The sequence below is a fragment of the Mycobacterium talmoniae genome (genome assembly GCF_001854525.1).
Lineage (GTDB): Bacteria > Actinomycetota > Actinomycetes > Mycobacteriales > Mycobacteriaceae > Mycobacterium > Mycobacterium talmoniae.
Genome location: NZ_MLQM01000010.1, coordinates 34,429 through 60,021, shown reverse-complemented (window position 1 = coordinate 60,021; position 25,593 = coordinate 34,429). Strand labels below are relative to the sequence as shown.

Sequence of the window (25,593 nt, the reverse complement as noted above, 5' to 3'; positions counted from 1 at the left end):
CGCCGGAGCCGTCCACCACGGCAGCGGCGGATTCGGGTCTTCCAGGTTCGGGTTCGGGTTGATCAGCGGGAACCCGTCGGCGATGAGGTTGCCGTCGGGGCCGATGTGGGTGCCACGGGGCGGCTCGAGACCGGCGGGGAAGTGGTAATTCTGCGGCAGCATCGACTCGGGCAGGTCGGGTCGCTGGGCAACCAGCGGCGCGGTGTAACAGCTGGGCCCCTTGAGCTCGCCGTAGCGGGGGCAGTCCGCCCGGGTGTAGGTGTAGGTCGGGGTCAGCGACAGGTTCACCCGCATGTTGCCGGTGTCGACATCGTCAATCCAGACGTTTTCGAAGAACAGGTCGGACAACTTATGCACCCGGGTGAAGATCGGTACGAAGTGATGCGCGTTTTGGGCGAACACGCCCAGCGCCGGGGTCAGGTCATGGCTCATCTGGATCAGCTGGTCGATGTGGTTGTCGATCGCGGTCCGGGTGGTGCCCAACGTGTTTTGCGAACCGGCGATCAACGATTCCAGCTGCGCGCGGGTCTCGGCGAAGGTCTGCATCGGTCTGATCGCCTCGTGCAGGGCGTCGACGAGATCGGGCGCGGTGTCCTGCAACCCGCGGGTCGCGTCCAGCAGCGCCGACACCGTCGACGGGGCCTCCGGGTCGGTGGCGACGATGGCGTCGAGTTCGTTCAGGATGTGGGTCAGCTGACCGGCCGCGGTGAGCAGCTTGGTCCGCTTACGGTCGGTGGCCTCCCCGACGGCGGCCAGAATGCCAAGGGTGTGGTCCTCGCGTCCCCGCCCGGTCGCGGCGAGGAGGTCGCGCAGCTTGGAAATGGTGCTCTGGAAGATCACCGTCGGCAGCTTGTTGGGGTCCTCCTCGGGGATGTGGGCGCCGTTGCCGATGGCGGCGCCGCGATGCCCCTCACCGGGGTCGACCAGTTGCACCGAGGACACCGCGAACACGTTGGACGGCACCACCCGCGCGGTCACGGTGGCGGGGATGTCTTTGGCGTATTGGGGTTTGAGGTCGATGTACACGTAGTTGGGTTTGCCGTAGGCCGCCGGGGTGACGTCCTTGACCGAGCCGACCAGCAGCCCGTGGTACTTCACGTCGGATTGGCTGGGCAGGCCGTCGCCGACGTTGTGCAAATCGGCGACCACCCGCACGTACTCGTTGAGCCGGCCGGTGGATTTGTACAGCAGGGTGGCGGTGACCGCGATGATCACCGCGAAGATGGCCAGCCCGTAGCCGAGCAGCTGTTGGTCGGTGGGGCCGCGGCCGTCCAGATCGAGCGAATTACCCATCTACCCACCAAACCTCGCGCCGGCGTCGATGCTCCACAGCGCCATGGTCAGCAGCATGTTGAACATGATCACCACGGTGATGGAAGCCCGCATGGCGTGCCCGGCGGCCACCCCGACGCCTTCCGGCCCGCCGCTGGCGTAGAAGCCGTAGTAGCACTGGATGGTCGACGAGATCCACACGAACACCACGCATTTGATCACCGAGTAGATGATGTCCTTACCCGACAGCATCATGGTGAAGTAGTGCAGGTAGGGGCCGATGGATCCGCCGCTGATGACCCCGGTGGCGACCTGACAGGTCAGGTAGGTGATCGCCAGGCAGGCCACATACAGCGGGATGACGGCGATGATCGAGGACATCAGCCGGGTGGTCACCAGATACGGGATGGGCTTGATCGCGATCGAATCCAGGGCGTCGATCTCCTCGGCGATCCGCATCGCGCCCAGCTGCGCGGTGAACCGGCACCCGGCCTGCATGGCGAACGCCAGCGACGCCATCAGCGGTGCCAATTCGCGGGTGTTCACCAGCGAGGAGATGATGCCGGTGGCCGGGCCCAGCCCGAGCAGGTTCAAGAAGTTATAGCCCTCGATGGCCACCAGCGCGCCCGCGGTGAACCCGAGCACCACCGCCACCCCGGCGGTGCCGCCACCGACCACGATGGAGCCGTTGCCCCAGGCGATGTCCGACAGCAGTCGCAGAAACTCCTTGCGGTAGGACCGCAATACTGCGGGCACCGAGACAGCGGCCCGCACGAAGAACACCACCATGTGCCCCAGCACGATGGCCGGCTTGGACGCCCGGCGATACGCCGCGAGAAACGGTCGGGCGAGAGCGGGAACATAAGGGGTGGCCGTCATGTCACAGCCCCGTCCGCGGGAACAGCACGTTGTAGAGCTGGCTGATGCCGACGTTGACCATCATCAGCAGCAGGATCGCCTCCACCACAGCGGCGTTGACGGAGTCGGCCACCCCGGTCGGACCGCCCTTGGTCGACAGCCCCTTCTGGCAGGCCACGATCGCCACGATCGCCCCGTACACGATGGCCTTGAGCAGCGCCACGATCATGTCCTCCGGCGTGGCGAACGAGGAGAACGTCGCCACGAAGCTGCCCGGCGCGCCGTGCTGAAAATAGACGTTGAATAGGTAGCTGGCCAAAAAGCCGACGAAACAGGTGATCCCGGTCAGCGCCACCCCGACCATGATGGCCGCCGCGAAACGCGGCACCACCAGGCGGCGGATCACCGACACCCCCATCACCTCCATGGCGTCGGTCTCCTCACGCATGGTGCGCGAGCCCAGGTCGGCGGTGATCGCCGACCCCACCGCGGAGGCCATCATCACCGCGGCCACCAGCGAGGCGGCCTGCCGAATCACCGCCAGCCCGGCGGCCGCACCGGCCAACGACGTCGCACCCACCTGGTTGGCCAGCAACGCGAACTGAATCGACAGCGTCACCCCGATCGGCAGCGCCACCAAAATCGTCGGCAACACCGCGGTGCCGGCCATGAACGCGCCTTGCCGCAAAAACTCGCCCCACTGAAACCGGCCGGTGAACAGATCGATAAAGAACCACTGCACGGTGCGCACCGCCAAGACGTACTGCTCGCCGACGGTGGTCAACGAGGCCAGCGGATGCCGCTTGACGTACCCGGTGGTCCACTCCTCGATGGCGGCCACACCGTCGGACGCCCGTGCGGGCTGCTGCTCTTCCTGGGTGGTCATGTGCTGCTGCCCGAGCCGCAACCGGCCGTGGCCGTCCACCGGCGGCTGTACAACGCCGCGGTGAGCAGTGCCGGCTGCTGCGCGCTGACGGGGTGATCCACGGCGGACATGTTAACGGCCGTCCTTACCCTGCGGTAGGTTTCTGCAATACCAATTTTGGACGACTGGCATCAGGAGGTCTGGGCGGCCCGAACCGGTGCGTCCAAGGCAATCTACGCGGTCCCGCTGAGACGCCCCCATCTGGCCATCTTCGGCCATCCGGCGACCTGGTGTGGCCGATTCGGGCAAGATGATCGGCGAAGACGGGCGGTCGACAGATGCAAGCCCTGGGAGGATGCCAATGGTGTCGAAAAATGTGCGACAGCGCGGGACCGCCGCACTGGGCACCGGCTGCGCATTGGCCGCGGCCGCACTGCTGACATCCGGTCCGGCAGTGGCCGATTCAGGCCCGCCACCACCGCTGCCGGTGTTCACCCCCGGGCCCTCCGACTGGTCACCGCACTCGGAGATCTGGCCGTACAGCACATTCACAGAGAAGGTGACACCGGAGATGATCAGCGGGATGTCGGACTCCTGCCAATGGTTCGCCGCGCAGTTCGACCCGCTGATGGGTCAGATCAACGACGTCAACCGCGTCCTCGGTGACAACCACGACGTGTACTCCGGTGTGCAGTCGCAGGTCAACGCGGTGGTCGCCAACATCGACCAGTCGACCGGCTTCTTGGCGCCGCGGCTGCAGCCACTGACCATCCGGAACACCCCGAACAACTTCGGCCCGTACTCGCCGATCTACGGCGGTGAACAGATGACCAGCGTGCTCTTTCAACTCTCGAGCATCGCCGACAGCATGAAACGCAAGGAACCGTCCGGGGTTACGCACGCGCATATCGTTCACGCCGCCGGATGGGGCAACGCGTTACGGGATTCGGGCGCCTGTAATTGACGGCCGCGTTGGCAAGTGGCCGAGGCGCGACCCGACAACTACTATCGGCAGCCCCGGTTAACCCGTATGGTGGCCAACCAGAACGCGGGATGTGAGTGGCGGGCTATGGCTTGCCGGTCAGGATGTCCCGACCACCGTCCGGGTTGAGCGCCGGGGTACGGCGCTAGATGGCTCGCGGTGACCGATTCCGGGCGGAGATCACAGGGAGGTTCGTTGAGGTGAAGTCTTCGACAGATACCGCGGCGGTACGCACCGGCGATCCGGACACGGGCGACAAGGACGCTGAGAGGGATGAAGTCGTCGACAACCCGACCGAAGAACCGGAAGAACTAACCGAAAACTCGGACGTAACAGTCGAAGACGCGGCGGCGGACGAGACACCGACGGACGACTCCGCCGACCCCGAATCGGACGACGAACCCCCGGACGCCGAGGAGGGCGCCGCCGAAAAGTCGGCGAAACCGGCGCGGTGGTGGAAGCGGAAGTCCCGGGTCGGGTCCGATTCCCGCGACGACGGCGGGCGGCGCACGTCGCTGCGGCGGTGGCTCGCGGCGGCGGTGTTGGTCCTCGTGCTGGCCGGCGCCGGCTATGAGGGCTGGCTGCTGTACCAGCAGCACCAGAAAGACGTCGCCGCCGCCCAAGCGCTCGAGGCGGCCCAAAAATTCACCCTGGCGTTGACCACTATTGATCCCAACGCCATCGACAAGAACTTCGCCGAAGTCATCGACGGCGCGACCGGTGAGTTCAAGGACATGTACACCCAGTCCACCGAACAGCTCCGGCAGTTGCTCATCGAGAACAAGGCCGTCGCGCACGGCACGGTGATCGAAGCGGCGGTCAAGTCCGCCACCAAGAACAAGGTGGTGGTGGTGCTGTTCATCGACCAGTCGGTGAGCAACGCCGCGGTGCCCCAACCGCAGTTGGATCGCAGCCGCATCACGATGACCATGGAGAAGGTCGACGGCCGGTGGCTGGCCAGCAAGCTCGAGATGCCGTAAGCGCTATACCCACGAGCAGACGCAAAAGCCCCTAATTTCGGTGCGAAATGGGGGCTTTTGCTGGGGGCACCCCCTCTGGGGGACCGCTCGCGCTGCTTAGTTGAACGCGAGCCAGCTCGGCAGCGCGCGCTCGTGGGAGTCGCAGAGCACCTGGCGGGTGTCGCAGGAGCCCTTCGGCGCCCCGGCGCCGGCCCACATCCCGCCGGTGTCGCGCCGCAACACGATCGCCGACGATCCGCCGCCGTCCAGCAGCAGCGCGGTGTCGCTGCCCAGGCCGCGGAACAGGTCCTGGATATTGTCCGGGGTGTAGCTGCCGCCCTGGAATACGTACATCTCGTCCTTGGGCCGCGAGTAGGCCAGCGCGGTGCGCGCCGCGCTAGGACCGCCGTCGTTGAGTTGGCCGGTGTTGCCGGGGGATAACAACCCCAGCCCGCTCACCGCGACGAATCGTTGCCCCTTTTCCACCAACCCGGTGACGACCGGGCCGGCGGCGTCGTAGTCGCCCCCGTCGCGGCCACCGTTGGGCCACAACATCGACGGCGCGCCCGAGGTCGGCAGGATCATCGTCGCCAGCGCGCTCCAGTGCTCATTTCCGCCGGAGAGCCCCTGCTTGCCGGCATACGGGATGGTGCCGGTCAACGGTTGGTTGGCCCGGCCCTGGCCGCGGGTGTTGTCGACGTAGACACCCAGCGGGGAGCTGCACCCCGTCGAGCGCCACGAGCCGCCCTGCTGGCCGCGCACGTCGAAGAAGTTGGCGTTGATCGCGATCGTGGGCTGGCCCAGCACCTGCCAGGCCTGCAGCGGGGAATAGGTTTCGGCCGCCTGCCGCAGGCCCTCGCTGGTGCGGGCTCCGGGGGTGCGTTCACAGCGGGCCTGGTAGCCGGCGTGGCTGTCGACCAGCAGGTGCGGTGAAAGTCGTTGCGACGCCGCCTTGATGATCATCAGGTGGCCGCCGCTGGTGCCGTCGTACCAGTTGCCGGCGGCGTTGAGCATGGGCGCGGGATGACCGGCGCCGAAGTTGTACACCAGGTACGAGCCGCGGGTGGTGGCGATCGCGTCGGCCAGCAGGTCGCGGCTCTCCGCCCGTGCCACCGGAGCCGCCAGCGTCATCCCCAGCGCGACCGCAGCGCAGCCGGCTGCGAGGCGCCGAAATAGTGCGGCTGGACTCGACACGGTGGCCCTTTCGGCGCTACTAAGGTCACTCCGACAAACAACACAATAACCACAACAATCACACTGTCAACATTTGTAACGGTTGGGCGTCGGTTTGGCTCCAGGGCAATTACGTTCTGCCCCTTATGGTTTGCGGAGGCCTTCGGGCGCTGTCGAGCGTCGCGGCCTAGCGGATGACGGAATTGCCGCTCCACCCGGGGTCGGCGATATCCGACGTCGGCGGCTGCGGGGCGGCGGCGTCGCCCTCGGCCACCGCGTGGATCCGGTGGTAGCCGCGGCGGTCGTAGCCGCGGGTCACCACCGCGCCCAACAGCAATCCGAGGATCAGTCCGATCGTCGTCACCGCCAACGCATGCGATAGGCCCGAGCCGGCCCGGCCGTCCAGGTACAGCAGCGCCCGGGCGCCGACGAAAACCTGGTGCATCGGCTCGAATCGGGCCAGCCAGCCGAAGAACGGCGGGGTGGCCTCCAGCGGGACCGTGGCGCCCGCGGACGGCAGGCCCAAGATCACGAACACCAGCATGCTGACCAGCAGCCCCAGTGAACCCAGCACCGCGATCAACGACGTGGAGGTGATGCCGACCGCGGCGATCGCGAACACCCCGTATCCCCACAGCGCCCAGCCGTGCGGGATCGGCATACCGAGCCGGTGGGCAATCGCCAGATACGCCGCCGACGTCAGCAGCGCCAGCACAATCATCAAGGCCCACTTGACCAATAGGGTGCGGAATCGGGAGATGCTGACCTGCTCGGCGAAGCGGTATACCGGGCCGAATTCGGCCGGCACATAGCCCAGCATCGAATCCACCAGCGTGCTGACCACGATGCTGCCGGTAAAGCCCGCCAACAGCAGCAGCAGCGCATAGTAGAACGCCGACAGCCCGTTTCCGGTGCCGTCCGGCAGCGGATTGTGCACCGTGTTGTGGATATTGATCGGGCTGGCGAGCACCATCGACACGGCACCGGCCAGCGGCGCACCCCCGGCGCGCTGCGTCACCTGTGCGGAAAGCCGTTCTCCCGCCTTAACATCCACCGCACTGATCGCCCGGTTCAGGGTTTGGCCGGCGATGGTGGCGCCCAGCGACCCGGCGCGTGGGTTGGTCGAGATGGTGATCACCGGACGGTCGACGCGGCCGGGGCTGATCGCGCTCTTGGCGACGTTTTGGAACTTGGCCGAGAAATCCGGCGGGATCGCGACCAGGCCGTAGACCTGCGCGGTGTCCAACTGGCGGACGGCGTCGGCGGCGGAAAGCACCCGGACATCGAACTTCTCGGCGTCCAGCGCCGACACCAACCCGTCGACGATCTGCCGCCCGCTGGGTCCGGCATCCTCGTTGACCACCGCGATCGGGAAATGCCGCAGGTTGCTGGTCGGTTTGAGGATGCCGCCCAGATACAGCGCGGCCAACGCGGCCAGCAGCGCGAGGGCCAGCACGATCGGTGCCGCCCAGAACCGCACCGTTCGTGTCGTGCGGAGACCGGCGGTCGGGTTGGGGGGTGCGTGGCGTGCTGGGTCGGGCACCGTTAGCCGCCCAGCCCCGCGTGCATCTCCCAGGCCAGGATCTCCGCGGGCGTCACGGCGGTGACCCGTCGACCGTCGCAGGCAGTGAATCGCACCGCGTCACCTTCGCACAACTCGCCCGCATCCTCCAGCGCGAGTTGGCCGCGGGTGACGAACAGGTGCAGGTACGGGGCCGCCGGCAGCGCGACGCCGTCGCCCGCCGACAGCCGGGCGCAGTGCAGCGCGGCCCGTCGGTTGCCGATGGTGATGGCGGCGTCGCGGCCGGGGATGCCGGAGGCGATCGGTACCAGGCCGCCGCCGGCCAGGGCCTCGTCGACCTCGGCGTGCTGATATCCCGGGTCGCCGCCGGGCTCGTCGGGCACCACCCACATCTGCACGAAATGCACTGGCTTGTCGGCGGAGTCGTTCTTCTCCGAGTGCAGGATCCCGGTCCCGGCGGACATGCGTTGGGCCAGACCGGGGTAGACGACCCCGGAGTTGCCGAGGGAGTCGCGGTGGGTCAGCTCGCCGCGCAGCACCCAGGTGACGATCTCCATGTCGCGGTGCGGATGGGTGTCAAAGCCGCTGCCGGGCGCCACGATGTCGTCGTTGTTGACCATCAACAGCCCATGGTGGGTGTTGTTCGGGTCGTAGTGGTCGCCGAACGAGAACGAATGCCGTGAGTTCAGCCACGACGTGGTGGTGGCGGATCGGTCCGCGGCGCGCCGGACGTCGACGGTGCTCATGGCTCTCTAGGCTAGGCCCAGCCGCACCGCCACGGAATTACCAGTCGGACTCGTCGAACGTGATGACGCCGCGGATGTTCTTGCCGTCGATCATGTCTTGGTAGCCGTCGTTGATGTTTTCCAGCTTGTAGGTCTTGGTCACCATCTCGTCGACCTTCAGCAGCCCGGACTTGTACAGGCCGACCAGCCGCGGCGTCTCGATGTGCGAGCTGCCGCCACCGAAGATGTTGCCCTTCAACGTCTTCTGCAACATCGTGAACAGGAACAGGTTGAGTTTGACGTCGACGTCGGTCATGGCGCCCATGCCGGTCACCACGCAGGTGCCGGTCTTGGCGGTCAGCGTCATCGCCTCTTCGAGCATCTCCCCGCGCATCTCGCCGACCGCGATGATGGTCTTATCGGCCATCAGGCCGTAGGTCAGCTCCATCACCGGCACGATGGCCTCGGCCATGGACGGGAACACGTGGGTGGCGCCGAACTTGATGGCCTGCTCGCGCTTGTACTCCACCGGGTCGATCGCGATGACGTGCCGGGCGCCGGACAGCACCGCCCCCTGCAGCGCGCTCATCCCGATGCCGCCCACGCCGACGATCAGCGCGGTTTCGCCGGGCTGGATCTCGGCGACGTTGGTGGCCGAACCGAACCCGGTCGGCACCGCGCAGCCCATGATCGCCGCGGACTCAAACGGCACGTCCGGGTCGATCTTGACCACCGAATCCTTGTGCACGGTCATGTACGGGGCGAAGGTGCCCAGCAGGTTCATCGGCGACACCTCGTGCGAACCGGCGCGAATCCGGTTGGTGCCGTCGGCGATGGCCTTGCCGCCCAGCAGCACCGCGCCGCGATCGCACAGCGACCGGAAACCCTTCAGGCAGGGCGGACAGGCGCCGCAGGCCGGGATGAACGCCAGGATGACGTGGTCGCCCTCGGCCAGGCCGGTCACGTTCTTGCCGACCTTGGTGATGACGCCGGCGCCCTCGTGGCCGCCCAGCGCCGGCAGCCCGATCGGGGTGGCGCCGGTGGTGAGGTGGTAGTCCGAGTGGCACATGCCCGCGGCATGCATCCGGATCTGAACCTCGTCGTCCACCGGATCACCCAGGTCGATCTCGTCGACCTTAAACGGCGAGTTCAACTCCCACAGCAGTGCGCCCTTGGTCTTCATGACCCGTGATCATAGAACACGTTCCAGAACAGACGCAGATTGGCCTTTCTAGCTGCGTAAACGTGCCGCTATGTCATCTTGTGCGGAATCCCGGCCGACAGTCCGCCGTCGACCACCAGATCCGCGCCGGTCATGTAGCCGGACTCGTCGGAGGCCAGGAACACCACCGTGCTGGACACCTCGGCGGGCTTGGCCCCGCGACCGAGCGGGATTTGCAGCGAGTCGTCGGGGATGGCGATCGTCATCCGGGTCCGCACCAGACCCGGCAGCACGGTGTTGACCCGGATGCCGTGCGGCGCCAGCTCCACGGCGGCGGCCTTCGCCAGGCCCCGCACCCCCCACTTCGACGCGACGTACCCGTACAGGGCCGGGCTGCCGCGCATCCCCTCCACCGACGAAATGTTAATGATGGATCCGCCCCCGGCGGTCTTCATCGGCGCCACGGCGGCGTGCATCCCCAAAAACGTGCCGGTGAGGTTGACGTCGAGGACCTGCTGCCACTGCGTGAGGTCGAAGTTCTCGATCGTCTGGTACCGGGCGATGCCGGCGTTGTTGACCAGCACGTCGAGCTTGCCGAACTGCGCGACGGCGGCGACGACCGCGGCCTGCCACTGATCGGCTTGGGTGACGTCGAGGTGGACGAAGCGGGCCTGGCCGCCGAGCTCGTCGGCGAGCCTGGTGCCCTCGGCGTCCAGGATGTCGGCGATGACGACCTGGGCGCCCTCGGCGGCCAGCGCCCGGACGTGCGCGGCGCCCATTCCGCGGGCCCCGCCGCTGATCACCGCGACCTTGCCGTCGACTCTGCCCATGACTTCCTCCGCCCTGCCCGCCGCCGAGTGTGGTCTTGAGGCACGCTGTGCCGGCAGAAGCGTGACACAACCCCACACTCGGCGCTAAAAGAGGGCCGTTGCCGCGGCGAGGGCGGCGTCGAGTGCATCGAGGGTGAGCCCCTGGTTGCGGCCCAGGTGAATCTCGATCTGATACTCCGGCTGGCCGTCGCCGCCGAAGATCGGCACCACCACGAACTCGGTGGCCGGCAAGTCGCGTTCCAGCGTGCCGGTGACCGAGCGCAGGGTCACCATCGTCATCAGCGCGCTGAGTTGCCGGGTGAGCCGCGCGGTGGGCTCCATCGACGCGAGCACGGCGGTTAGCCGGTCGTGCAGGCCGGCGTGGGTCTCGTCGAACCGCCACGCTCCGTAGCCGCGGTCGCGGATATCGGCCAGCACCGCGCGGTGCCGATCGAGGTCGGCCGCGGTCAGTCGCGGCGTCACCCCGCGCAGCCACGCGTCGACGCTGGCCTCGTCGCGCCAGGCCATCGCCACCAGCCCGAACGGGGGATCGATCGGGAAGCGTTGACCTACGGCGTGCTCGCCCTCGGTGGCGTGGCCCACCGCGTCGACGGTGACCAGGTTGCGGTCGCCGATCTTGGACATTGAGCAGGCCGCGCCCAGGGTGCGGTGTAAGGACAGCAGCGCGTCGCGGCCGCGGTCCAGCAGCGGAAATTGGGTGCGCAGCCCGTGGACCAGCCCGAACAATCCGCTGCCCAGGACGTAGCGGCGGTCGTCGCGGCGGGCCACCCAGCCGGCGTGTTCCAGCTCGGCCAGCAACAGCGCGCACGTCGAGGTGGTGATGCCGCAACCGCGGGCGAGTTCGGCCGACGTCTGGCCGCGCGGCGCCTCGGCCAGGGCGGTCAGCACCGCCACCACGCGCCGCGTCGGCGGGGATTTCACCATTGACGACTCCGGAGGCCCACCCTACGATTCGTCCAAATTATCTTACAGCGCATCCTAATAGTAGGAGGAACGGTGATCAAGGTCGGTGTCTGGGGTCCGGGCTCGATGGGCGTGATCGCACTGCGCGCGGTGATCGACCACCCGGAGCTCGAGCTGGTCGACCTCGTCGTGCACAGCGACGCCAAGGCCGGCCGCGACGCGGGGGAGCTGTGCGGGGTGGACCCGGTCGGCGTGCCCGCGACCCAGGATCCCGCCGCGCTGCTGGCCGGGGATGCCGACGCGGTCGTCTACGCCGCGGCCGCCAACCTGCGGCCGCTGGAGGCCGTGCAGGACATGGCGTCGCTGCTGCGGGCCGGCAAGAACGTGGTGTCCTGCTCGGTGGTGCCGCTGGTGTTTCCCGACGCCGTCGACGCCGCGCTCACCGAACCGCTGCGCGAGGCCGCGCTGACCGGCGGCGCATCGTTCTTCACCACCGGCATCGACACCGGCTTCGCCAACGATGTGCTGCCCCTGGTGCTTTCCGGTGTGGCCCGGTCGATCACGTCGGTGCGGGTCACCGAGATGTTCAACTACGCCACCTACCCCGACCCGGGCGCGGTCTACGACATCCTTGGCTTCGGCAAGCCGCCCGAGGTCACCCCGATCGCCGCCGCCCCCGGAGTGTTCACCTTCGGTTGGGGGCCGGTGCTGCACCAACTCGCCACCGGGCTCGGGGTGCGGATCGACAACGTCGAGGAGCAGGTCGAGCGGGTCGCCACCGACGCGGCGTTCGATACCCCCACCGGGCATATCGCGGCCGGGACGATCGCGGCGATGCGCTCGGTGCTGACCGGATACGTCGACGGCACACCGACGTTCGTCGTCGACCACGTCACCCGGATGCGCGACGACATCGCCCCGGACTGGCCGCAACCGCAGATTTCGATTCCGCCGCGCGACCTCGGCTACGGGGCGGCGTCGGGGCGCGGTGTCTACCGGGTCGAGATCGACGGATCACCCAGTGTGCGTTGCGAGTTGGAGTTGGCCGACGACCACGATCACGACCTGGGGGCGCGGATCGCCGGGGCGTGCCGGATGGTCAACGCCATCCCGGCGGTGTGCGCCGCGGCGCCCGGGTTGCTGTCCGCACTGGACCTGCCGCTGGTCACCGGGGCCGGCCTGGTCCGCCCCGTCCCCGGCCCGCCCCCGGATAGTCGGCTTTTTTAGGTTTGGCGCCGAGTGGCCACTTATTGCACATTTTTCGTCGATTTGCGTGCAATAACTGGCCACTCGACGGGCGTGTCGGACCCTGGTGGCAGGGTCGGCGCATGGGGGCAATCGAAGGACCTTTTCTTGGCACCGAGGCATTGGCGGCGGGGACGGTCAGCAGGCGCGCACTAGCTACCTACTACCGGGCGATCTACCGCAACGTGTATTTGGCGAACGATCAGCAGCTGACTCCGACGGACCGTGCGGTGGCGGCGTGGCTGTGGTCGGATCGCCAGGCAACCGCGGCGGGGCTTTCGGCGGCTGCGTTGCATGGTTCGCAGTGGATCGACGCCGACCTGCCGGCCGAGTTGTATCGCCGTAACGGGAAGGCGGCCGACGGCATCCTGATGCACCGCGACGAGCTGGGTGATGACGAGGTGTGCCTCGTCAACGGGATTCGCGTGACGACCGCGGCGCGCACCGCCTACGACTTGGGGCGGCGGGCGGGCTGGAAACGCGCCGTGGTCCGGCTCGATGCGCTGTTTCAGGCGACCGATCTCGTACCCGCCGACGTCGAGGCGCTCGCCGACAACCACCGCGGCGCCCGCGGCATCGTCCAGCTGCGCCGAGTGCTGGACTTGGTCGATGGCGGCGCCGAGTCACCGCAGGAAACCCGCACTCGGTTGGTGCTGGTCACGGCCGGTTTACCCAAGCCGCAGACGCAGATCCGGGTGCGCGATGAGTTCGGCGCGGTGTTCGCGCGCCTGGATATGGGATACGAGGAGTTCAAGGTGGCCGTCGAGTACGACGGGGAACAGCACTGGACCGATCCCGCGCGGCGCGCCCACGACATTGACCGGCACGCCAAACTACTGGCCCTGGGCTGGATCATCATCCGCGTCAGCGCGGAAATGCTGCGGTATCGACCGCACGTGATTGTGGAACGGACGTGTGCGGCGCTGCATGCCGCCGGCGCCGAGTGGCCAGTTATCGCACGCTTTCTCCTGAAAAACGTGTCATAACTGGCCACTCGGCGGCTCAGAGGGACGCGGGCAGGCCGAATTTGGGGAACACGGACGTGTCCAGGAAGGCCACCACGTGCGACACCCCGTCGGGCCCCATGTCGAGCACCTGCAGTTGGAATGCGCGATGCACCCCGGCCGGATCGCGCATGTACATCGCCGCCGCGGGCTGGCCGTTGGCGGTCACCGGCAGCAGCCGCATATCCCCGGGCGCCTGGGCCGGGCATTGCTGCTGAATCAGCGTGGCGATCGCTTCCCGGCTCTGATACCAGCCGGTAAACGGCGGCATCTCCCAGATCGCCTCGGCGGTGAACAGCCCCACCAGCGCGTTGATGTCGTAGGCCTGGAAGGCGGCGATGTAGCGCGCCAACCGGTCCTGGGCCTCCGGGGAGTCCGGGTGTTGCAGCCGGTCGTCCGGGCTGGGGCCGACGACGTCGAGTTGCGCGCGGGCCCGCTGCAACAGGCTGTTGACCGCGGCGGTGGATGCGCCGATCGCCCCGGCCACCTCGGCGGCCTTCCAGCCCAGCACATCCCGCAGCACCAGCACCGCGCGTTGGCGCGCGGACAGGTGCTGCAGCGCCGCCACGAACGCCAACCGCACCGACTCCCGAGTGCCCACCACCTCCGACGGGTCGACGGGATCCGGCAGCGGCTCCAACCACGGCACCTCGGTGCGCTCCACCAGGTCTGCGGTCGGGTCTGCGCTGGGGGCGCCCAGCCCGGTCGGCAGTGGCCGGCGTTGCCGACCCTCCAGCGCGGTCAGGCAGGTGTTGGTGGCAATGCGGTGCAGCCAGGTCCGCAGCGAGGACCTGCCCTCGAACCGGTCGTAGGCCTTCCACGCCCGCAGCAAGGTCTCCTGCACCAGATCCTCGGCGTCGTGCAGCGACCCGGTCATCCGGTAGCAGTGGGCGAGCAGTTCACGGCGGTACGGTTCGACGCGGGCGGAAAAATCCGCGCCCTCGGCGGCGTCCAGGGATTCGGCCGGCAGGCTCACGCGACCGAGCTTACGCAGAACGGCGACACGCGGGCGGTTACGCTTCGAGCTGATGATTACCACCCGGGTCGAACACAGCTTCGACGGTGTCGGCGGCGTCCACATCGTCTACGACGTCTGGACCCCCGACACCACGCCGCGCGCGGTGGTGGTGCTCTCGCACGGTTTCGGTGAGCATGCCCGCCGCTACGACCACGTCGCGCAGCGGTTCGGCGCGGCCGGGTTGGTGACCTATGCGCTGGACCACCGCGGCCACGGTCGCTCCGGGGGCAAACGCGTCCGGGTCAGCGACATGTCGGAGTACACCGGCGACTTTCGCACCCTGGTCGGCATCGCCGCCCACGAACATCCAGGTCTGCCCCGGATCGTCCTCGGGCACAGCATGGGCGGCGCCATCGTCTTCGCCTACGGCGTCGACTACCCGGAGGACTACCAGCTGATGGTGCTGTCCGGCCCGGCGGTGGCGGCCCAGTCCCAGGTGCCGCCGCCGTTGGTGGTGGCCGCCAAGGTCCTCGGGGTGATCGCCCCGGGCCTGCCGGTGCAGCAACTCGATTCGTCGGCGGTGTCGCGCGATCCCCAGGTGGTGGCCGCCTACGACACCGACCCGCTGGTCCATCACGGCAAGGTGCCCGCCGGGGTGGCCCGGGCGCTGGTGCTGGTCGGGGAGGCCATGCCCCGGCGGGCGGCGGCGGTGACCGCGCCACTGCTGGTGGTGCACGGCGGCGAGGACCGGCTGATCCCCGTGGAGGGCAGCCGCCGGCTGGTCGCCTGTGCGGTGTCCACCGAGGCGCAGCTCAAGATCTATCCGGGCCTGTATCACGAGGTGTTCAACGAGCCGGAGCGCGACCAGGTGCTCGACGACGTCGTGTCCTGGCTCGACGCCCGGCTGTGAACTGAGGTCGGCGCCCCGTCGTGGCGGTCGGCTAGCTTGGCCGGTATGACCGACGACAAGATGCTGGCGCGCATCGCCGCGCTGCTGCGCCAAGCCGAAGGTACCGACAACCTGCACGAGGCCGAGGCGTTCCTGGCGGCCGCGCAGCGGCTGGCCACCGCGACCTCCATCGACCTGGCGGTGGCGCGGGCGCACGGCGCCCAGCGGTCCGCGGCGCAGCGGCCCATCCAGCGCACCATCACCATCGGCGCCGCCGGCACCAAGGGGCTGCGGACCTATGTGCAGTTGTTCGTGGTGATCGCCGCGGCCAACGACGTGCGCTGCGATGTGGCGTCGAACTCGACCTTCGTCTACGCCTACGGGTTCGCCGAAGACATCGACGCCTCACACGCGCTGTACGCCAGCCTGGTGGTCCAGATGGTGCGGGCCTCCGACGCCTATATCGGCTCCGGTGCGCATCGCCCCACCCCGACGATCACCGCCCGGCTGAACTTCCAGCTGGCCTTCGGGGCGCGGATCGGGCAGCGGCTGGCCGACGCCCGCGACGAGGCCCAACGCGAAGCGACCGAGGACCGGAGCCGCCGCCCGGGGACCGCTCTGGCGCTGCGCGACAAGGAGATCGAGCTGCACGACTATTACCGCAGCGCGTCGCAGGCGCGCGGCACCTGGCGGGCGGCCCGCGCCTCGGCCGGGTACTCGTCGGCGGCGCGCCGGGCCGGGGACCGGGCCGGTCGACGGGCCCGGCTGGGCCACGACCCGGAGCTGTCGGCGGCGCGCACCGCGTTGGACCGGTGACCGACCCGGAACGAGACGCGCAGCGCGCCAAGGTTTACGCCGCCGAGGAGTTCGTCCGGACCTTGTTCGATCGGGCCGCCGAGCACGGCGCGCCGGTCGTCGAGTTCTTCGGCACCCAGCTGACGCTGCCCCCCGAGGCCCGGTTCGGATCGGTGGCCGCGGTGCAGCGCTACGTCGACCTCGTGCTGGCGTTGCCGTCGGTGCGGCAGCGCTGGCCGGCGGTGCCGCCGTTGACGGTCCGCGCTCGCCGGGGCGCCACCGCGGCCCACTACGAGAACCGCGATGGCACCGGCGTCATCGCCGTACCGGATCGGGACTGCGCCGATTGGGCGATGCGCGAGCTGGTGGTGCTGCACGAAGTCGCCCATCACCTGTGCGATGCGCAGCCGGCGCACGGGCCGCAGTTCGTCGCGACGCTGTGCACGCTGGCCGAGTTGGTGATGGGCGCCGAAGTCGGCCACGTGCTGCGGGTGGTGTACGCCAAGGAAGGGGTGCGCTAGCACCCGTCGCCCAGGCCTACCGTCGGGTAAGCCTGGGCGACTTGGGGTTTGAGCGTGTCAGCTGACGGGGACCAGGTCGGCGCCGCAGGTGCACTGGTAGGCGTCGCTGGACTCGGTGCAGTGGCATTCGACTTCGATGCGGACCCGGCACCCGCACCCTTCATGGGTGCACGTCAACACGGTTCCTTGTTCGTAGCTGCTCATCTGCGGCATCTCCTTGGTCGGCCCCCGGAGGGGATCTGGATATCTCGGGTTGGTTATGGCCGCTGCGGTACAACCAGCTCCGACTGTATACCCCATAGGGGTATGGAGTAAAGCCCCGGATTTAACGAGTCGCGGGGGGTGTGGCGAGGCGTTAGCGTTGACGGCATGACCGAAAAAGCGACCCCCCGTGACGTCGATGCCCTGCTGGACCGCACGCTGGTGGGCGACGACCCGGCATTGGCCGAGGCGCTGCGGGCCAGCGAGGCGGCGGGTTTGCCCTCCATCGCGGTGTCGGCGCAGCAGGGCAAGTTCTTGAATCTGCTGGCGACGGCGACGGGCGCCAAACGCATCCTGGAAGTCGGCACCCTCGGCGGCTACAGCACGATCTGGCTGGCGCGCGCCGTCGGAGCGGGGGGCGCCGTGGTGACCCTGGAGTACGAGCCGAAGCACGCCGAGGTGGCCAAGGCCAATCTGGAGCGGGCCGGGGTGGCCGACCGGGTGCAGGTGCACGTCGGCGCCGCCCTGACCACGCTGCCGACGCTGGACGGCGAGTCCTTCGACCTAGTGTTCATCGACGCCGACAAGGAGAACAACCTGGCCTACCTGGAGTGGGCGGTCCGGTTGAGCCACCCGGGGTCGGTCATCGTGGTGGACAACGTCATTCGCGACGGCGCGGTGCTCGAACCGGCCAGCGACGATGCAACGGCGCGGGCCAGCCACGACACGCTGGTCGCGATGGGGGAGCACCCCCGGCTGCAGGCCGCCGCCATTCAGACGGTCGGGGTCAAAGGCTGGGACGGCTTCGCCCTGGCCGTGGTGCAATAAGCCCAGGTCGGCGGCCTGGGGGTCGGCCGATTTTCGTTGCTGGCGGCTGAGCGCCGAGCGTAACCTGGCAGCAGATGGATGGGTGCAGCGAGCGCCAATCTGCTTGCTGCGTAACAGAAAGGTTGCGAAATGAGTACAGTCCATTCATCAATTGATCACCACCCGGATTTGTTGGCTCTCCGGGCGAACTACGACCGGGCAGCCGAGTCGATGACCGCGCAGTTCACCTTCGGTTTGACGTTGCTGACCGGTGTGTACGCGGCCCTCTCACCCTGGATCGTCGGATTCAGCGCGACCAGGGAGCTCGCGCGCAACGATCTGATTGTCGGGATCACGGTCGCGGTGCTGGCGTTTTGCTTCGCCTCGGCGCTGGACCGCACCCACGGCATGACCTGGACACTGCCGGTATTCGGTCTCTGGCTCGTCATCTCGCCGTGGGTCCTGTCCGGGGTCTCGCCGACCGCCGGCATGATCTGGTCGAATGTGATCGCGGGTGGCCTGCTCATGGCGCTGGGCCTGACCGCGGTGTATTTCGGGATGCGGGCCCGTAGCGAGGCGACCGAGCACGCGTAGCGGGTCACGTCCCTACCGGCGAGCCGTCCCCCGGCGAGCAGACGCAGAATCGCACGCCGCGATGCGATCTGATGCGATTCTGCGTCTGCTCGCGGGGAAAACTGCTGCCTACGTGCAGACCGCGCCGACCGCGGCCGAGCCGACGAGCTTGACGTATTTGGCCAGCACACCGGTCGTGTAGCGCGGGGGCAGCGGCGTGAAACCGGCACGGCGCGCCGCGAATTCCGCCTCATCGACCAGCACGTCCAAGGTGCCGTTGGCGACGTCAAGCCGGATCCGGTCGCCGTCGCGCAGGAACGCGATCGGGCCGCCGTCCACCGCCTCGGGCGCCACGTGCCCGACGCACAACCCGGTGGTGCCCCCGGAGAACCGGCCGTCGGTGAGCAGCAGCACGTCCTTGCCCAGCCCGGCGCCCTTGATGGCGCCGGTGATCGCCAGCATCTCCCGCATCCCGGGCCCGCCCTTGGGGCCCTCGTAGCGGATCACCACCGCGTCGCCGGCGGTGATGGTGCCGTTCTCCAGGGCGTCCAGCGCAGCGCGCTCCCGCTCGAAAACCCGTGCCGTGCCCTCGATCACGTCCTTGTCGAAGCCGGCGGACTTGACCACGGCCCCCTCCGGTGCCAGCGAACCATGCAGGATGGTGATGCCGCCGGTCGGGTGAATCGGGTCGCTCAGCGCGCGTAGCACCTTGCCGTCGGGATCCGGGGGAGCGATGTGGGCGAGGTTTTCGGCCATGGTCTGTCCGGTCACCGTCAGGCAGTCGCCGTGCAGCAGCCCGGCGTCGAGCAACGCTTTCATGATCACCGGCACGCCGCCGATCCGGTCCACGTCGAACATGACATGGCGGCCAAAGGGTTTGACGTCGGCCAGGTGGGGCACGCGCGCGCCGACCCGGCTGAAGTCCGCCAGCGACAACTGCACCCCGGCCTCGTGGGCGATGGCCAGCAGGTGCAGCACCGCGTTGGTGGAGCCGCCGAACGCCATCACCACCGCGATCGCGTTTTCGAAGGCTTCCTTGGTCAGGATGTCGCGGGCGGTGATCCCGCGACGCAGCAACTCCACGACGGCCTGACCGCTGCGGCGGGCGTAGCCGTCGCGGCGGCGGTCGGTGGCCGGGGGCGCGGCGCTGCCCGGCAGCGACATGCCCAGCGCCTCGGCGGCGCTGGCCATGGTGTTGGCGGTGTACATGCCGCCGCACGCGCCTTCGCCCGGGCAGATGGCCCGCTCGATGGCGTCGACGTCCTCGCGGGGCATCAGCCCGCGGGCGCAGGCCCCGATCGCCTCGAACGCGTCGATGATCGTGACGTCGCGTTCGGTGCCGTCGGACAGTTTCGCCCGGCCGGGCAGGATCGAGCCGGCGTAGAGGAACACCGCCGCCAGGTCCAGCCGGGCGGCGGCCATCAGCATGCCCGGCAGCGACTTGTCGCAGCCGGCCAGTAGCACCGAGCCGTCGAGGCGCTCGGCCTGCATCACGGTTTCGACGCTGTCGGCGATCACCTCGCGGCTCACCAGCGAAAAGTGCATGCCCTCGTGGCCCATCGAGATCCCGTCGGACACCGAGATGGTGCCGAACTCCAGCGGGTAGCCGCCGGCTTCGAACACGCCCTCCTTGACGGCCTTGGCCAACCGGTCCAGGGACAGGTTGCACGGGGTGATCTCGTTCCACGACGAGGCCACCCCGATCTGCGGCTTGGCGAAATCATCGTCACCCATCCCGACGGCGCGCAGCATGCCGCGCGCGGCGGCCTTCTCCAGCCCGTCGGTAACGTCGCGGCTGCGGGGTTTGATGTCGACGGTCGATGCGGCCTTGGATGTCACCGTGCCAGTATGCCTGGACCGGTTAGCTGGGCAAAACGATTTAGATACCCTACAGGGGTATGCGCTACAGTGGCGTCATGAGTTCGATCATCGCCCGTCTGGCCGCGGTGGTCGTGACCCTGGCCACCGCCGGCGTCGTCGCCGCCTGCGGGAGCCACGCGGAGCATCGGACCGACTCGGCGTCGACGACGGCCACCTCGTCGGCGCCGGCGCACAACGCCGACGACGTCGCCTTCCTGCAGACGATGATCCCGCACCACCAGCAGGCCGTGCAGCTGGCGGCGATGGCGCCCACCCGCACCAGCAACGCGCAGCTCACCGCGCTCGCCGCGAAGATCTCCGACCAGCAGCAGGCCGAGATCCAAGGTTTCCGGGCCCAGTTGATCCAATGGGACCTCACCCCGGGCGCGCAGCCGGGTGCGCCGATGGGCGGCATGGTCGATCCGGCCACCCTGGACAAACTGCAGACCCTGTCCGGCGCGGAATTCGACACCTTGTGGCTGCAGTCGATGATCGCGCACCACCGCGGCGCCATCACCATGGCGCAAACCGAACTCAGCCACGGCCAAAGCACCGACGTCATTGCGGTGGCCCACGCCATCGTCACGTCCCAGCAGGCCGAGGTCGATCAGATGAATCAGATGCTGGGAGGGTAGATGGCGACCGCACACGGATATTCGCCGCAAAAGGACAACTACGCCAAGCGGCTGCGCCGCATCGAGGGCCAGGTGCGGGGCATCGCCAAGATGATCGAGGAGGACAAGTACTGCATCGACGTCCTCACCCAGATCAGCGCCGCCAACAGCGCATTGCGGTCGGTGGCGCTCAATCTGCTCGACGAGCATCTCGGTCACTGCGTGAGCCACGCGGTCGCCGAGGGCGGCACGCAGGCCGACGCCAAGCTCGCCGAAGCCTCGGCCGCGATCGCCCGACTTGTCCGGTCCTGAGCGGCGCCCGCCGAGGTAGCCGCTACGGTGGGGGCACGCGTTAGAGGCCACTCAGCGCTGCCCCCACACCATGGCTATTGAAACCGGAAGTGCTCGCAGCGGACCGTGGACACCGCGGGTCGCTGTGCAGTTGACGGTATTGGCCGCGGCGGCCTTCATCTATGTCACCGCCGAAACGGTGCCGGTGGGTGCGCTGCCGGCGATCGCCCGCGACCTGCACGTCAGCGAGGCCCTGGTCGGCACCCTGCTGGCCTGGTATGCCCTGGTCGCGGCGGTGACCACCATTCCGCTGGTGCGGTGGACCGCGCAGTGGCCGCGACGCCGCACGCTGCTGCTGACGTTGGTGTGCCTGACCGTCTCCCAGGCCGTCTCCGCGGCGGCGCTCAACTTCGCGGTGCTCACCGGGGCGCGGGTGCTGTGCGCCATCACCCACGGGCTGATGTGGTCGGTGATCGCGCCGATCGCGGCCCGGCTGGTGCCCGCCAGCCACTCCGGACGGGCCACCACCGCGATCTACGTGGGCACCAGCCTGGCGTTGGTGCTGGGTAACCCGCTGACCGCGGCGATGAGCCTGTTGTGGGGCTGGCGGCTGGCGGTGGTGGGGGTCACCGTGGCCGCGGCGGTGGTGACCGTGGCGGCCTGGCTGGTGCTGCCGGCGATGGTGCTCAGCCCCGAGCAGCGGGCCGCCGTCGGCGGGCAGGCCCGCCATCACCGCAACAACCAGTTGCTCGCGCTGAGCGGGCTGACCCTGACCGCGGTCGCCGGGCACTTCATCTCCTACACCTTCATCGTGGTGATCATCCGCGACGTGGTCGGTGTGCACGGGCCCAAGCTGGCCTGGCTGCTGGCCGCGTTCGGCGTCGCCGGCCTGGTGGCGATGCCGCTGGTCGCGCGGCCGCTGGACCGCCAGCCCAAGGCCGCGGTCAACGTGTGCATGGCGGCGTTGATGATGGCGTTCGTCGTCTTGACGGTGTTGGCGTTCGGTGCGCGGCATTCGCTGGTCACCGCCGTGATCGGCACCGCCGCCATCGTGCTGTGGGGGGCGATGGCGATGGCGGTCTCGCCGATGCTGCAATCGGCGGCGATGCGCACCTCCCCGGACGACCCGGACGGGGCGTCGGGGCTGTATGTGGCGGCATTTCAGGTCGGCATCATGGCCGGCTCGCTGCTGGGCGGGTTGTTCTACGAACGCGCCGGCGTGCCGGTGATGCTGGCGGCGTCGGCGGTCCTGGTCGGGGCCGCGCTGGCCGGGATGGCGGCGGGTCGACGGCTGTTCGAAGTTCCCTCGACCAGTAGCCAACCGTAACGTTGGCCACTGTCTGGCGATTAACACAGCAGTTCAGCGGCCTGTACGCGACGGATTCGCGGTGCCCGGGCACGTCGGGCCCGGTAGCTGGGGTGCGCGCTGTGCAACACTGGATTGAGTTTGTGACTGGAGGTAATCACATGTCGCGATGGACGACGGGTACGTTCACCGCCGCGCTGGGAGCGGTCGGAATGGCCGCCGTGCTCACGCTTGGCGCTGGTCCGGCGTGGGCCGATCCCGACGACGTGCCGCCGCCCCCGGCGGATCCGGCGGCGGTCGACCCCGCACCGGACGACATGCCGCCGCCGCCCGAGCCCCCGGCGCCGCCGCCGGCCGATCCGCTCGCGGCGCCGCCGCCGGCCAACCCGCTGGCGCCGCCGCCCGCGGTGCCCGAGGGTGCGCCGGCCGGGCCGGTCGCCGGGCAGAACCCGGCGCCGTTCACCGGTGAGCCGCCATTCCTGCCGCCCAGCTTCAACCCGGTCAACGGTTCGATGGTCGGGGTGGCCAAGCCGATCATCATCAACTTCCAGCGGCCGATCGCCGACCAGGCGATGGCCGAGCAGGCGATCCACATCTCCTCGGTGCCGCCGGTGCCCGGCAAGTTCTACTGGATGACCCCCACCCAGGTGCGGTGGCGCCCGCTGAACCTGTGGCCCGCCCATACCGCGGTGCACATCGACGCCGCCGGCACCCAGTCGGACTTTCACACCGGGGATGCGTTGGTGGCCACCGCCGACGACGCCACCCACCAGATGACCATCACCCGCAACGGGAAGGTGGAGCAGACCTTCCCGATGTCGATGGGGATGGCCGCCGGTAACCACCAGACCCCCAACGGCACCTACTACGTGCTGGAGAAGATGCCCACGGTGGTGATGGACTCGTCGACCTACGGGGTCCCGGTCAACTCGACCTACGGCTACAAGGTGACGGTGAACGACGCCGTGCGCATCGACAACAGCGGCGGCTTCGTGCACAGCGCGCCGTGGTCGGTGAGCGACCAGGGCAAGCGCAACGTCAGCCATGGCTGCATCAACCTGGCGCCGGCCAACGCCAAGTGGTTCTACGACAACTTCGGGTCCGGGGACCCGGTGGTGGTGAAGAACTCCGTCGGCTCCTACACCAAGAACGACGGCTCCAACGACTGGCAGATCTAGGTCGCGCACGCCGAGTGGCCAGTTAGCGCACGCTTTTCGCGCGGTTTTTGCGTGTCATAACTGGCCACTGGGCGCCTTCGCGGGCGGTCAGTTCCAGATGCGCACCCGGCGGTCCGGCTCCAGGTACAGCGCGTCGGCCTCGGCTACCTCGAACGCCTCGTAGAACGCGTCGACGTTGCGGATGACGCCATTGCAGCGGAACTCCGGCGGTGAGTGCGGGTCGATGGCCAGCCGCCGGATCGCCTCGGCGTCACGGGATTTGGTGCGCCACACCTGCGCCCAGCCGAAGAACACCCGCTGCACCCCGGTCAGCCCGTCGATCACCGGCGCGTCCCGACCGCCCAACGACAGCTGGTAGGCCAGCAGCGCGATCGACAATCCGCCCAGATCGCCGATGTTCTCCCCGACGGTGAAGGCGCCATTGACATGGTGGCCATTGCCGTCGGCCAACGCCCGCGGCACGTAGGCCTCGTACTGTTCGATCAGCGCCTGGGTGCGCGCCCCGAATTCGGTGCGGTCGTCGTCGGTCCACCAGTCGACCAGGTTGCCGTCGCCGTCGTACTTGGCGCCCTGATCGTCGAAACCATGCCCGATCTCGTGCCCGATCACCGCCCCGATCCCGCCGTAGTTGGCGGCGTCGTCGGCGTCGGCGTCGAAGAACGGGGGCTGCAAAATGGCCGCCGGGAAGACGATTTCGTTCATCCCCGGGTTGTAGTAGGCGTTGACGGTCTGCGGGGTCATGAACCACTCGTCGCGGTCCACCGGGCCGCCCAACTTGGCCAACTCGCGGTCGTGGTTGACCGCGTAGCCGCGGCGGTAGTTGCCGTACAGGTCGGCGCGGTCGATCACCAGCGCCGAGTAGTCCCGCCACTTCGTTGGGTAGCCGATTTTGGCGGTGAACTTGTCCAGCTTGGCCAGGGCGCGCTCCCGGGTGGCCGGTGTCATCCAGTCCAGGTCGGTGATGCTGACCCGGTAGGCCTCCCGCAGGTTGTCCACCAACACGTCCATCCGGGCCTTGGCCTCGGGTGGGAAATGCCGCTCGACATACAGCTTGCCCAGCGCATCACCCATCAGGCCTTCGACCAGCCCGACGCCGCGTTTCCAGCGGTCGCGGATCTGCTCGGTGCCGGTCAGCGTCCGACCGTAAAACGCGAAGTCCTCGGCGACCAGCGCCTCGGTCAACAGCCCCGCGCGGGAGTGGATCACCCGCCAGCGCGCCCAGCGCTTCCAGTCCGCCAGGTCCTCCCCGGACCACAGCGCGGCGAACGCGGTCAGGTAGTCGGGTTGGCGCACAACCAGTTCGGGGACCGCGTCCGGGCTGGTGCCCAGCGCGGTCAGCCACCCGGCCCAGTCGAATCCGGGGGCCTGCGCCGGCAGGTCGGCGAAGGTGCGCAGGTTGTAGCCCAGCTCGGCGTCGCGGCGCTTGACCACGTCCCAGTGCGCGGCCGCCAGTCTGGTCTCCAGCGCGACGATCCGGGCGGCGGTGTCGGTGTGGTCGCCGCCGTAGACCAGGGCGAACATCGCCGTGATGTGGTTCGGGTAGGCGGCCAGCACCTCGGCGTGCTGCGGCTCGCGGTAGTAGGACTCGTCGGGCAACCCGAGCCCGGATTGGGTCAGGTGCACCAGGTAGCGCGACGAATTCTTCGAGTCGGTGTCGATGTAGAGCCCGGTCCCGCCGCCCACCCCGGTGCGTTGCAGGCCGCCCAGCGCCGCCGCCAACTCCTCCGGAGTCGCCGCGGCGTCGATCGCGGCCAACTCGTCGAGCAGCGGCTGCACGCCGCGGGTTTCCACCCCCTGCTCGTCGGCGAAGCTGGCATACAGGTCGCCGATGCGCTGCCGGTCGGTGCCGGCGGCGGCGCCGGATTCCGCGGCCTCGGTGATCAGGTCACGCACCTGGATCTCGGCGCGGTCGAACAACGTGCGGAATGCGCCGTCGGTTGCCCGGTCGGCGGGGATGACATAGTCGGCCAGCCAGCGGCCGTTGACGTGACCGAACAGGTCATCCTGGGGGCGGGCAGCGGCGTCGACGTAGCTCAGGTCGATCCCCGAGCGCAAGGCTTGTGGCGTCACGTTCCCATCCTTACCACGGCGGGGCACGGA

At 68.7% G+C, this 25,593-nt stretch carries 26 protein-coding genes; 13 read left to right on the top strand and 13 right to left on the bottom strand.

The features are described from left to right. The 3 genes from BKN37_RS03995 to BKN37_RS03985 all read right to left on the bottom strand — a co-directional run. Positions 1-1,293 (bottom strand): MCE family protein (locus tag BKN37_RS03995; protein WP_071021853.1); only part of this gene is annotated, 1,293 nt, incomplete at its 3' end. After that, on the bottom strand, positions 1,294-2,151 hold the full coding sequence (locus tag BKN37_RS03990) for an ABC transporter permease (protein WP_071021849.1): 858 nt from the start codon (positions 2,149-2,151) through the stop codon (positions 1,294-1,296). 1 nt (position 2,152) lies between these two features. After that, the gene (locus tag BKN37_RS03985; RefSeq protein ID WP_071021876.1) at positions 2,153-3,016 is read right to left on the bottom strand and encodes an MlaE family ABC transporter permease; all 864 of its coding nucleotides are present in this window, start codon (positions 3,014-3,016) and stop codon (positions 2,153-2,155) included. Between the two features lie 340 nt (positions 3,017-3,356). Between BKN37_RS03985 and BKN37_RS03980 the strand changes: the two genes are divergently transcribed. After that, positions 3,357-3,959, top strand: coding sequence for a hypothetical protein (locus BKN37_RS03980; protein WP_071021846.1), 603 nt, complete (start codon positions 3,357-3,359; stop codon positions 3,957-3,959). Between the two features lie 218 nt (positions 3,960-4,177). Continuing rightward, entirely contained in the window at positions 4,178-4,957 is a 780-nt protein-coding gene (locus BKN37_RS29720; protein ID WP_242657070.1) for an Mce protein, read from the top strand. A 96-nt stretch (positions 4,958-5,053) separates the two neighbouring features. On the opposite strand, the gene BKN37_RS03970 is transcribed toward BKN37_RS29720, so the two are convergent. The 6 genes from BKN37_RS03970 to BKN37_RS03945 all read right to left on the bottom strand — a co-directional run bounded on the left by BKN37_RS03970 (position 5,054) and on the right by BKN37_RS03945 (position 11,272). Next, complete coding sequence (locus tag BKN37_RS03970) at positions 5,054-6,130, bottom strand: phosphodiester glycosidase family protein (protein WP_071021842.1); 1,077 nt, start codon at positions 6,128-6,130, stop codon at positions 5,054-5,056. Between the two features lie 166 nt (positions 6,131-6,296). Next, positions 6,297-7,652 (bottom strand): DUF3533 domain-containing protein, encoded by a 1,356-nt coding sequence (locus BKN37_RS03965; protein WP_083341557.1) that lies wholly within the window; start codon positions 7,650-7,652, stop codon positions 6,297-6,299. Between the two features lie 2 nt (positions 7,653-7,654). Further along, the gene (locus BKN37_RS03960) at positions 7,655-8,377 is read right to left on the bottom strand and encodes a pirin family protein (protein ID WP_071021839.1); all 723 of its coding nucleotides are present in this window, start codon (positions 8,375-8,377) and stop codon (positions 7,655-7,657) included. Between the two features lie 37 nt (positions 8,378-8,414). Continuing rightward, positions 8,415-9,539 carry an NDMA-dependent alcohol dehydrogenase gene (locus BKN37_RS03955; protein WP_071021836.1) on the bottom strand — a complete coding sequence of 375 codons (1,125 nt, stop codon included), beginning with the start codon at positions 9,537-9,539 and terminating at the stop codon, positions 8,415-8,417. Positions 9,540-9,607: 68 nt separating this feature from the next. Beyond that, positions 9,608-10,348: a glucose 1-dehydrogenase gene (locus BKN37_RS03950; RefSeq protein WP_071021832.1), complete on the bottom strand. Its 741-nt coding sequence runs from the start codon at positions 10,346-10,348 to the stop codon at positions 9,608-9,610. 84 nt (positions 10,349-10,432) lie between these two features. Beyond that, positions 10,433-11,272 (bottom strand): IclR family transcriptional regulator, encoded by an 840-nt coding sequence (locus tag BKN37_RS03945; RefSeq protein ID WP_071021828.1) that lies wholly within the window; start codon positions 11,270-11,272, stop codon positions 10,433-10,435. 72 nt (positions 11,273-11,344) lie between these two features. Here BKN37_RS03945 and BKN37_RS03940 point away from each other — a divergent pair, with 72 nt between their 5' ends. Continuing rightward, positions 11,345-12,478: an NAD(P)H-dependent amine dehydrogenase family protein gene (locus BKN37_RS03940; protein WP_083341556.1), complete on the top strand. Its 1,134-nt coding sequence runs from the start codon at positions 11,345-11,347 to the stop codon at positions 12,476-12,478. A 101-nt stretch (positions 12,479-12,579) separates the two neighbouring features. Then, entirely contained in the window at positions 12,580-13,482 is a 903-nt protein-coding gene (locus BKN37_RS03935) for an endonuclease domain-containing protein (RefSeq protein ID WP_071021825.1), read from the top strand. A 16-nt stretch (positions 13,483-13,498) separates the two neighbouring features. Here the strand turns inward: BKN37_RS03935 and BKN37_RS03930 are convergent, their stop codons facing one another. Continuing rightward, positions 13,499-14,581 (bottom strand): sigma-70 family RNA polymerase sigma factor, encoded by a 1,083-nt coding sequence (locus tag BKN37_RS03930; protein WP_083341555.1) that lies wholly within the window; start codon positions 14,579-14,581, stop codon positions 13,499-13,501. On the opposite strand from BKN37_RS03930, the gene BKN37_RS03925 reads away from it, so the two are divergent. The 3 genes from BKN37_RS03925 to BKN37_RS03915 are packed head-to-tail and all read left to right on the top strand — an operon-like array spanning position 14,529 to position 16,663. Next, complete coding sequence (locus tag BKN37_RS03925; protein WP_071021819.1) at positions 14,529-15,368, top strand: alpha/beta hydrolase; 840 nt, start codon at positions 14,529-14,531, stop codon at positions 15,366-15,368. The two genes, BKN37_RS03930 and BKN37_RS03925, sit on opposite strands and share 53 nt — an antisense overlap. A gap of 45 nt (positions 15,369-15,413) precedes the next feature. After that, complete coding sequence (locus BKN37_RS03920) at positions 15,414-16,163, top strand: DUF2786 domain-containing protein (protein WP_071021815.1); 750 nt, start codon at positions 15,414-15,416, stop codon at positions 16,161-16,163. Further along, complete coding sequence (locus BKN37_RS03915; RefSeq protein WP_071021812.1) at positions 16,160-16,663, top strand: TIGR04338 family metallohydrolase; 504 nt, start codon at positions 16,160-16,162, stop codon at positions 16,661-16,663. The genes BKN37_RS03920 and BKN37_RS03915 overlap by 4 nt, the downstream gene beginning before the upstream one ends. Before the next feature lie 57 nt (positions 16,664-16,720). On the opposite strand, the gene mymT is transcribed toward BKN37_RS03915, so the two are convergent. After that, the gene (mymT, locus tag BKN37_RS03910; protein WP_071021808.1) at positions 16,721-16,876 is read right to left on the bottom strand and encodes a copper-binding metallothionein MymT; all 156 of its coding nucleotides are present in this window, start codon (positions 16,874-16,876) and stop codon (positions 16,721-16,723) included. Between the two features lie 156 nt (positions 16,877-17,032). Here mymT and BKN37_RS03905 point away from each other — a divergent pair, with 156 nt between their 5' ends. Beyond that, positions 17,033-17,692 carry an O-methyltransferase gene (locus BKN37_RS03905; protein WP_071021804.1) on the top strand — a complete coding sequence of 220 codons (660 nt, stop codon included), beginning with the start codon at positions 17,033-17,035 and terminating at the stop codon, positions 17,690-17,692. Between the two features lie 129 nt (positions 17,693-17,821). Continuing rightward, positions 17,822-18,265: an SPW repeat protein gene (locus tag BKN37_RS03900; protein ID WP_071021800.1), complete on the top strand. Its 444-nt coding sequence runs from the start codon at positions 17,822-17,824 to the stop codon at positions 18,263-18,265. Between the two features lie 108 nt (positions 18,266-18,373). On the opposite strand, the gene ilvD is transcribed toward BKN37_RS03900, so the two are convergent. After that, positions 18,374-20,083: a dihydroxy-acid dehydratase gene (gene ilvD, locus BKN37_RS03895; RefSeq protein WP_071021796.1), complete on the bottom strand. Its 1,710-nt coding sequence runs from the start codon at positions 20,081-20,083 to the stop codon at positions 18,374-18,376. Between the two features lie 77 nt (positions 20,084-20,160). On the opposite strand from ilvD, the gene BKN37_RS28240 reads away from it, so the two are divergent. The 4 genes from BKN37_RS28240 (at position 20,161) to BKN37_RS03875 (ending at position 23,493) form a co-directional block, all read left to right on the top strand. Next, the gene (locus tag BKN37_RS28240; protein WP_071021867.1) at positions 20,161-20,739 is read left to right on the top strand and encodes a DUF305 domain-containing protein; all 579 of its coding nucleotides are present in this window, start codon (positions 20,161-20,163) and stop codon (positions 20,737-20,739) included. Further along, on the top strand, positions 20,740-21,030 hold the full coding sequence (ricR, locus tag BKN37_RS28235) for a copper-sensing transcriptional repressor RicR (RefSeq protein ID WP_071021793.1): 291 nt from the start codon (positions 20,740-20,742) through the stop codon (positions 21,028-21,030). A 70-nt stretch (positions 21,031-21,100) separates the two neighbouring features. Continuing rightward, entirely contained in the window at positions 21,101-22,336 is a 1,236-nt protein-coding gene (locus BKN37_RS03880) for an MFS transporter (protein ID WP_071021789.1), read from the top strand. 140 nt (positions 22,337-22,476) lie between these two features. Next, on the top strand, positions 22,477-23,493 hold the full coding sequence (locus BKN37_RS03875; RefSeq protein WP_071021786.1) for a L,D-transpeptidase: 1,017 nt from the start codon (positions 22,477-22,479) through the stop codon (positions 23,491-23,493). Positions 23,494-23,580: 87 nt separating this feature from the next. Here BKN37_RS03875 and BKN37_RS03870 read toward each other — a convergent pair whose 3' ends face one another. Beyond that, entirely contained in the window at positions 23,581-25,563 is a 1,983-nt protein-coding gene (locus BKN37_RS03870) for a M13 family metallopeptidase (RefSeq protein ID WP_071021781.1), read from the bottom strand. Positions 25,564-25,593: the final 30 nt, after the last annotated feature.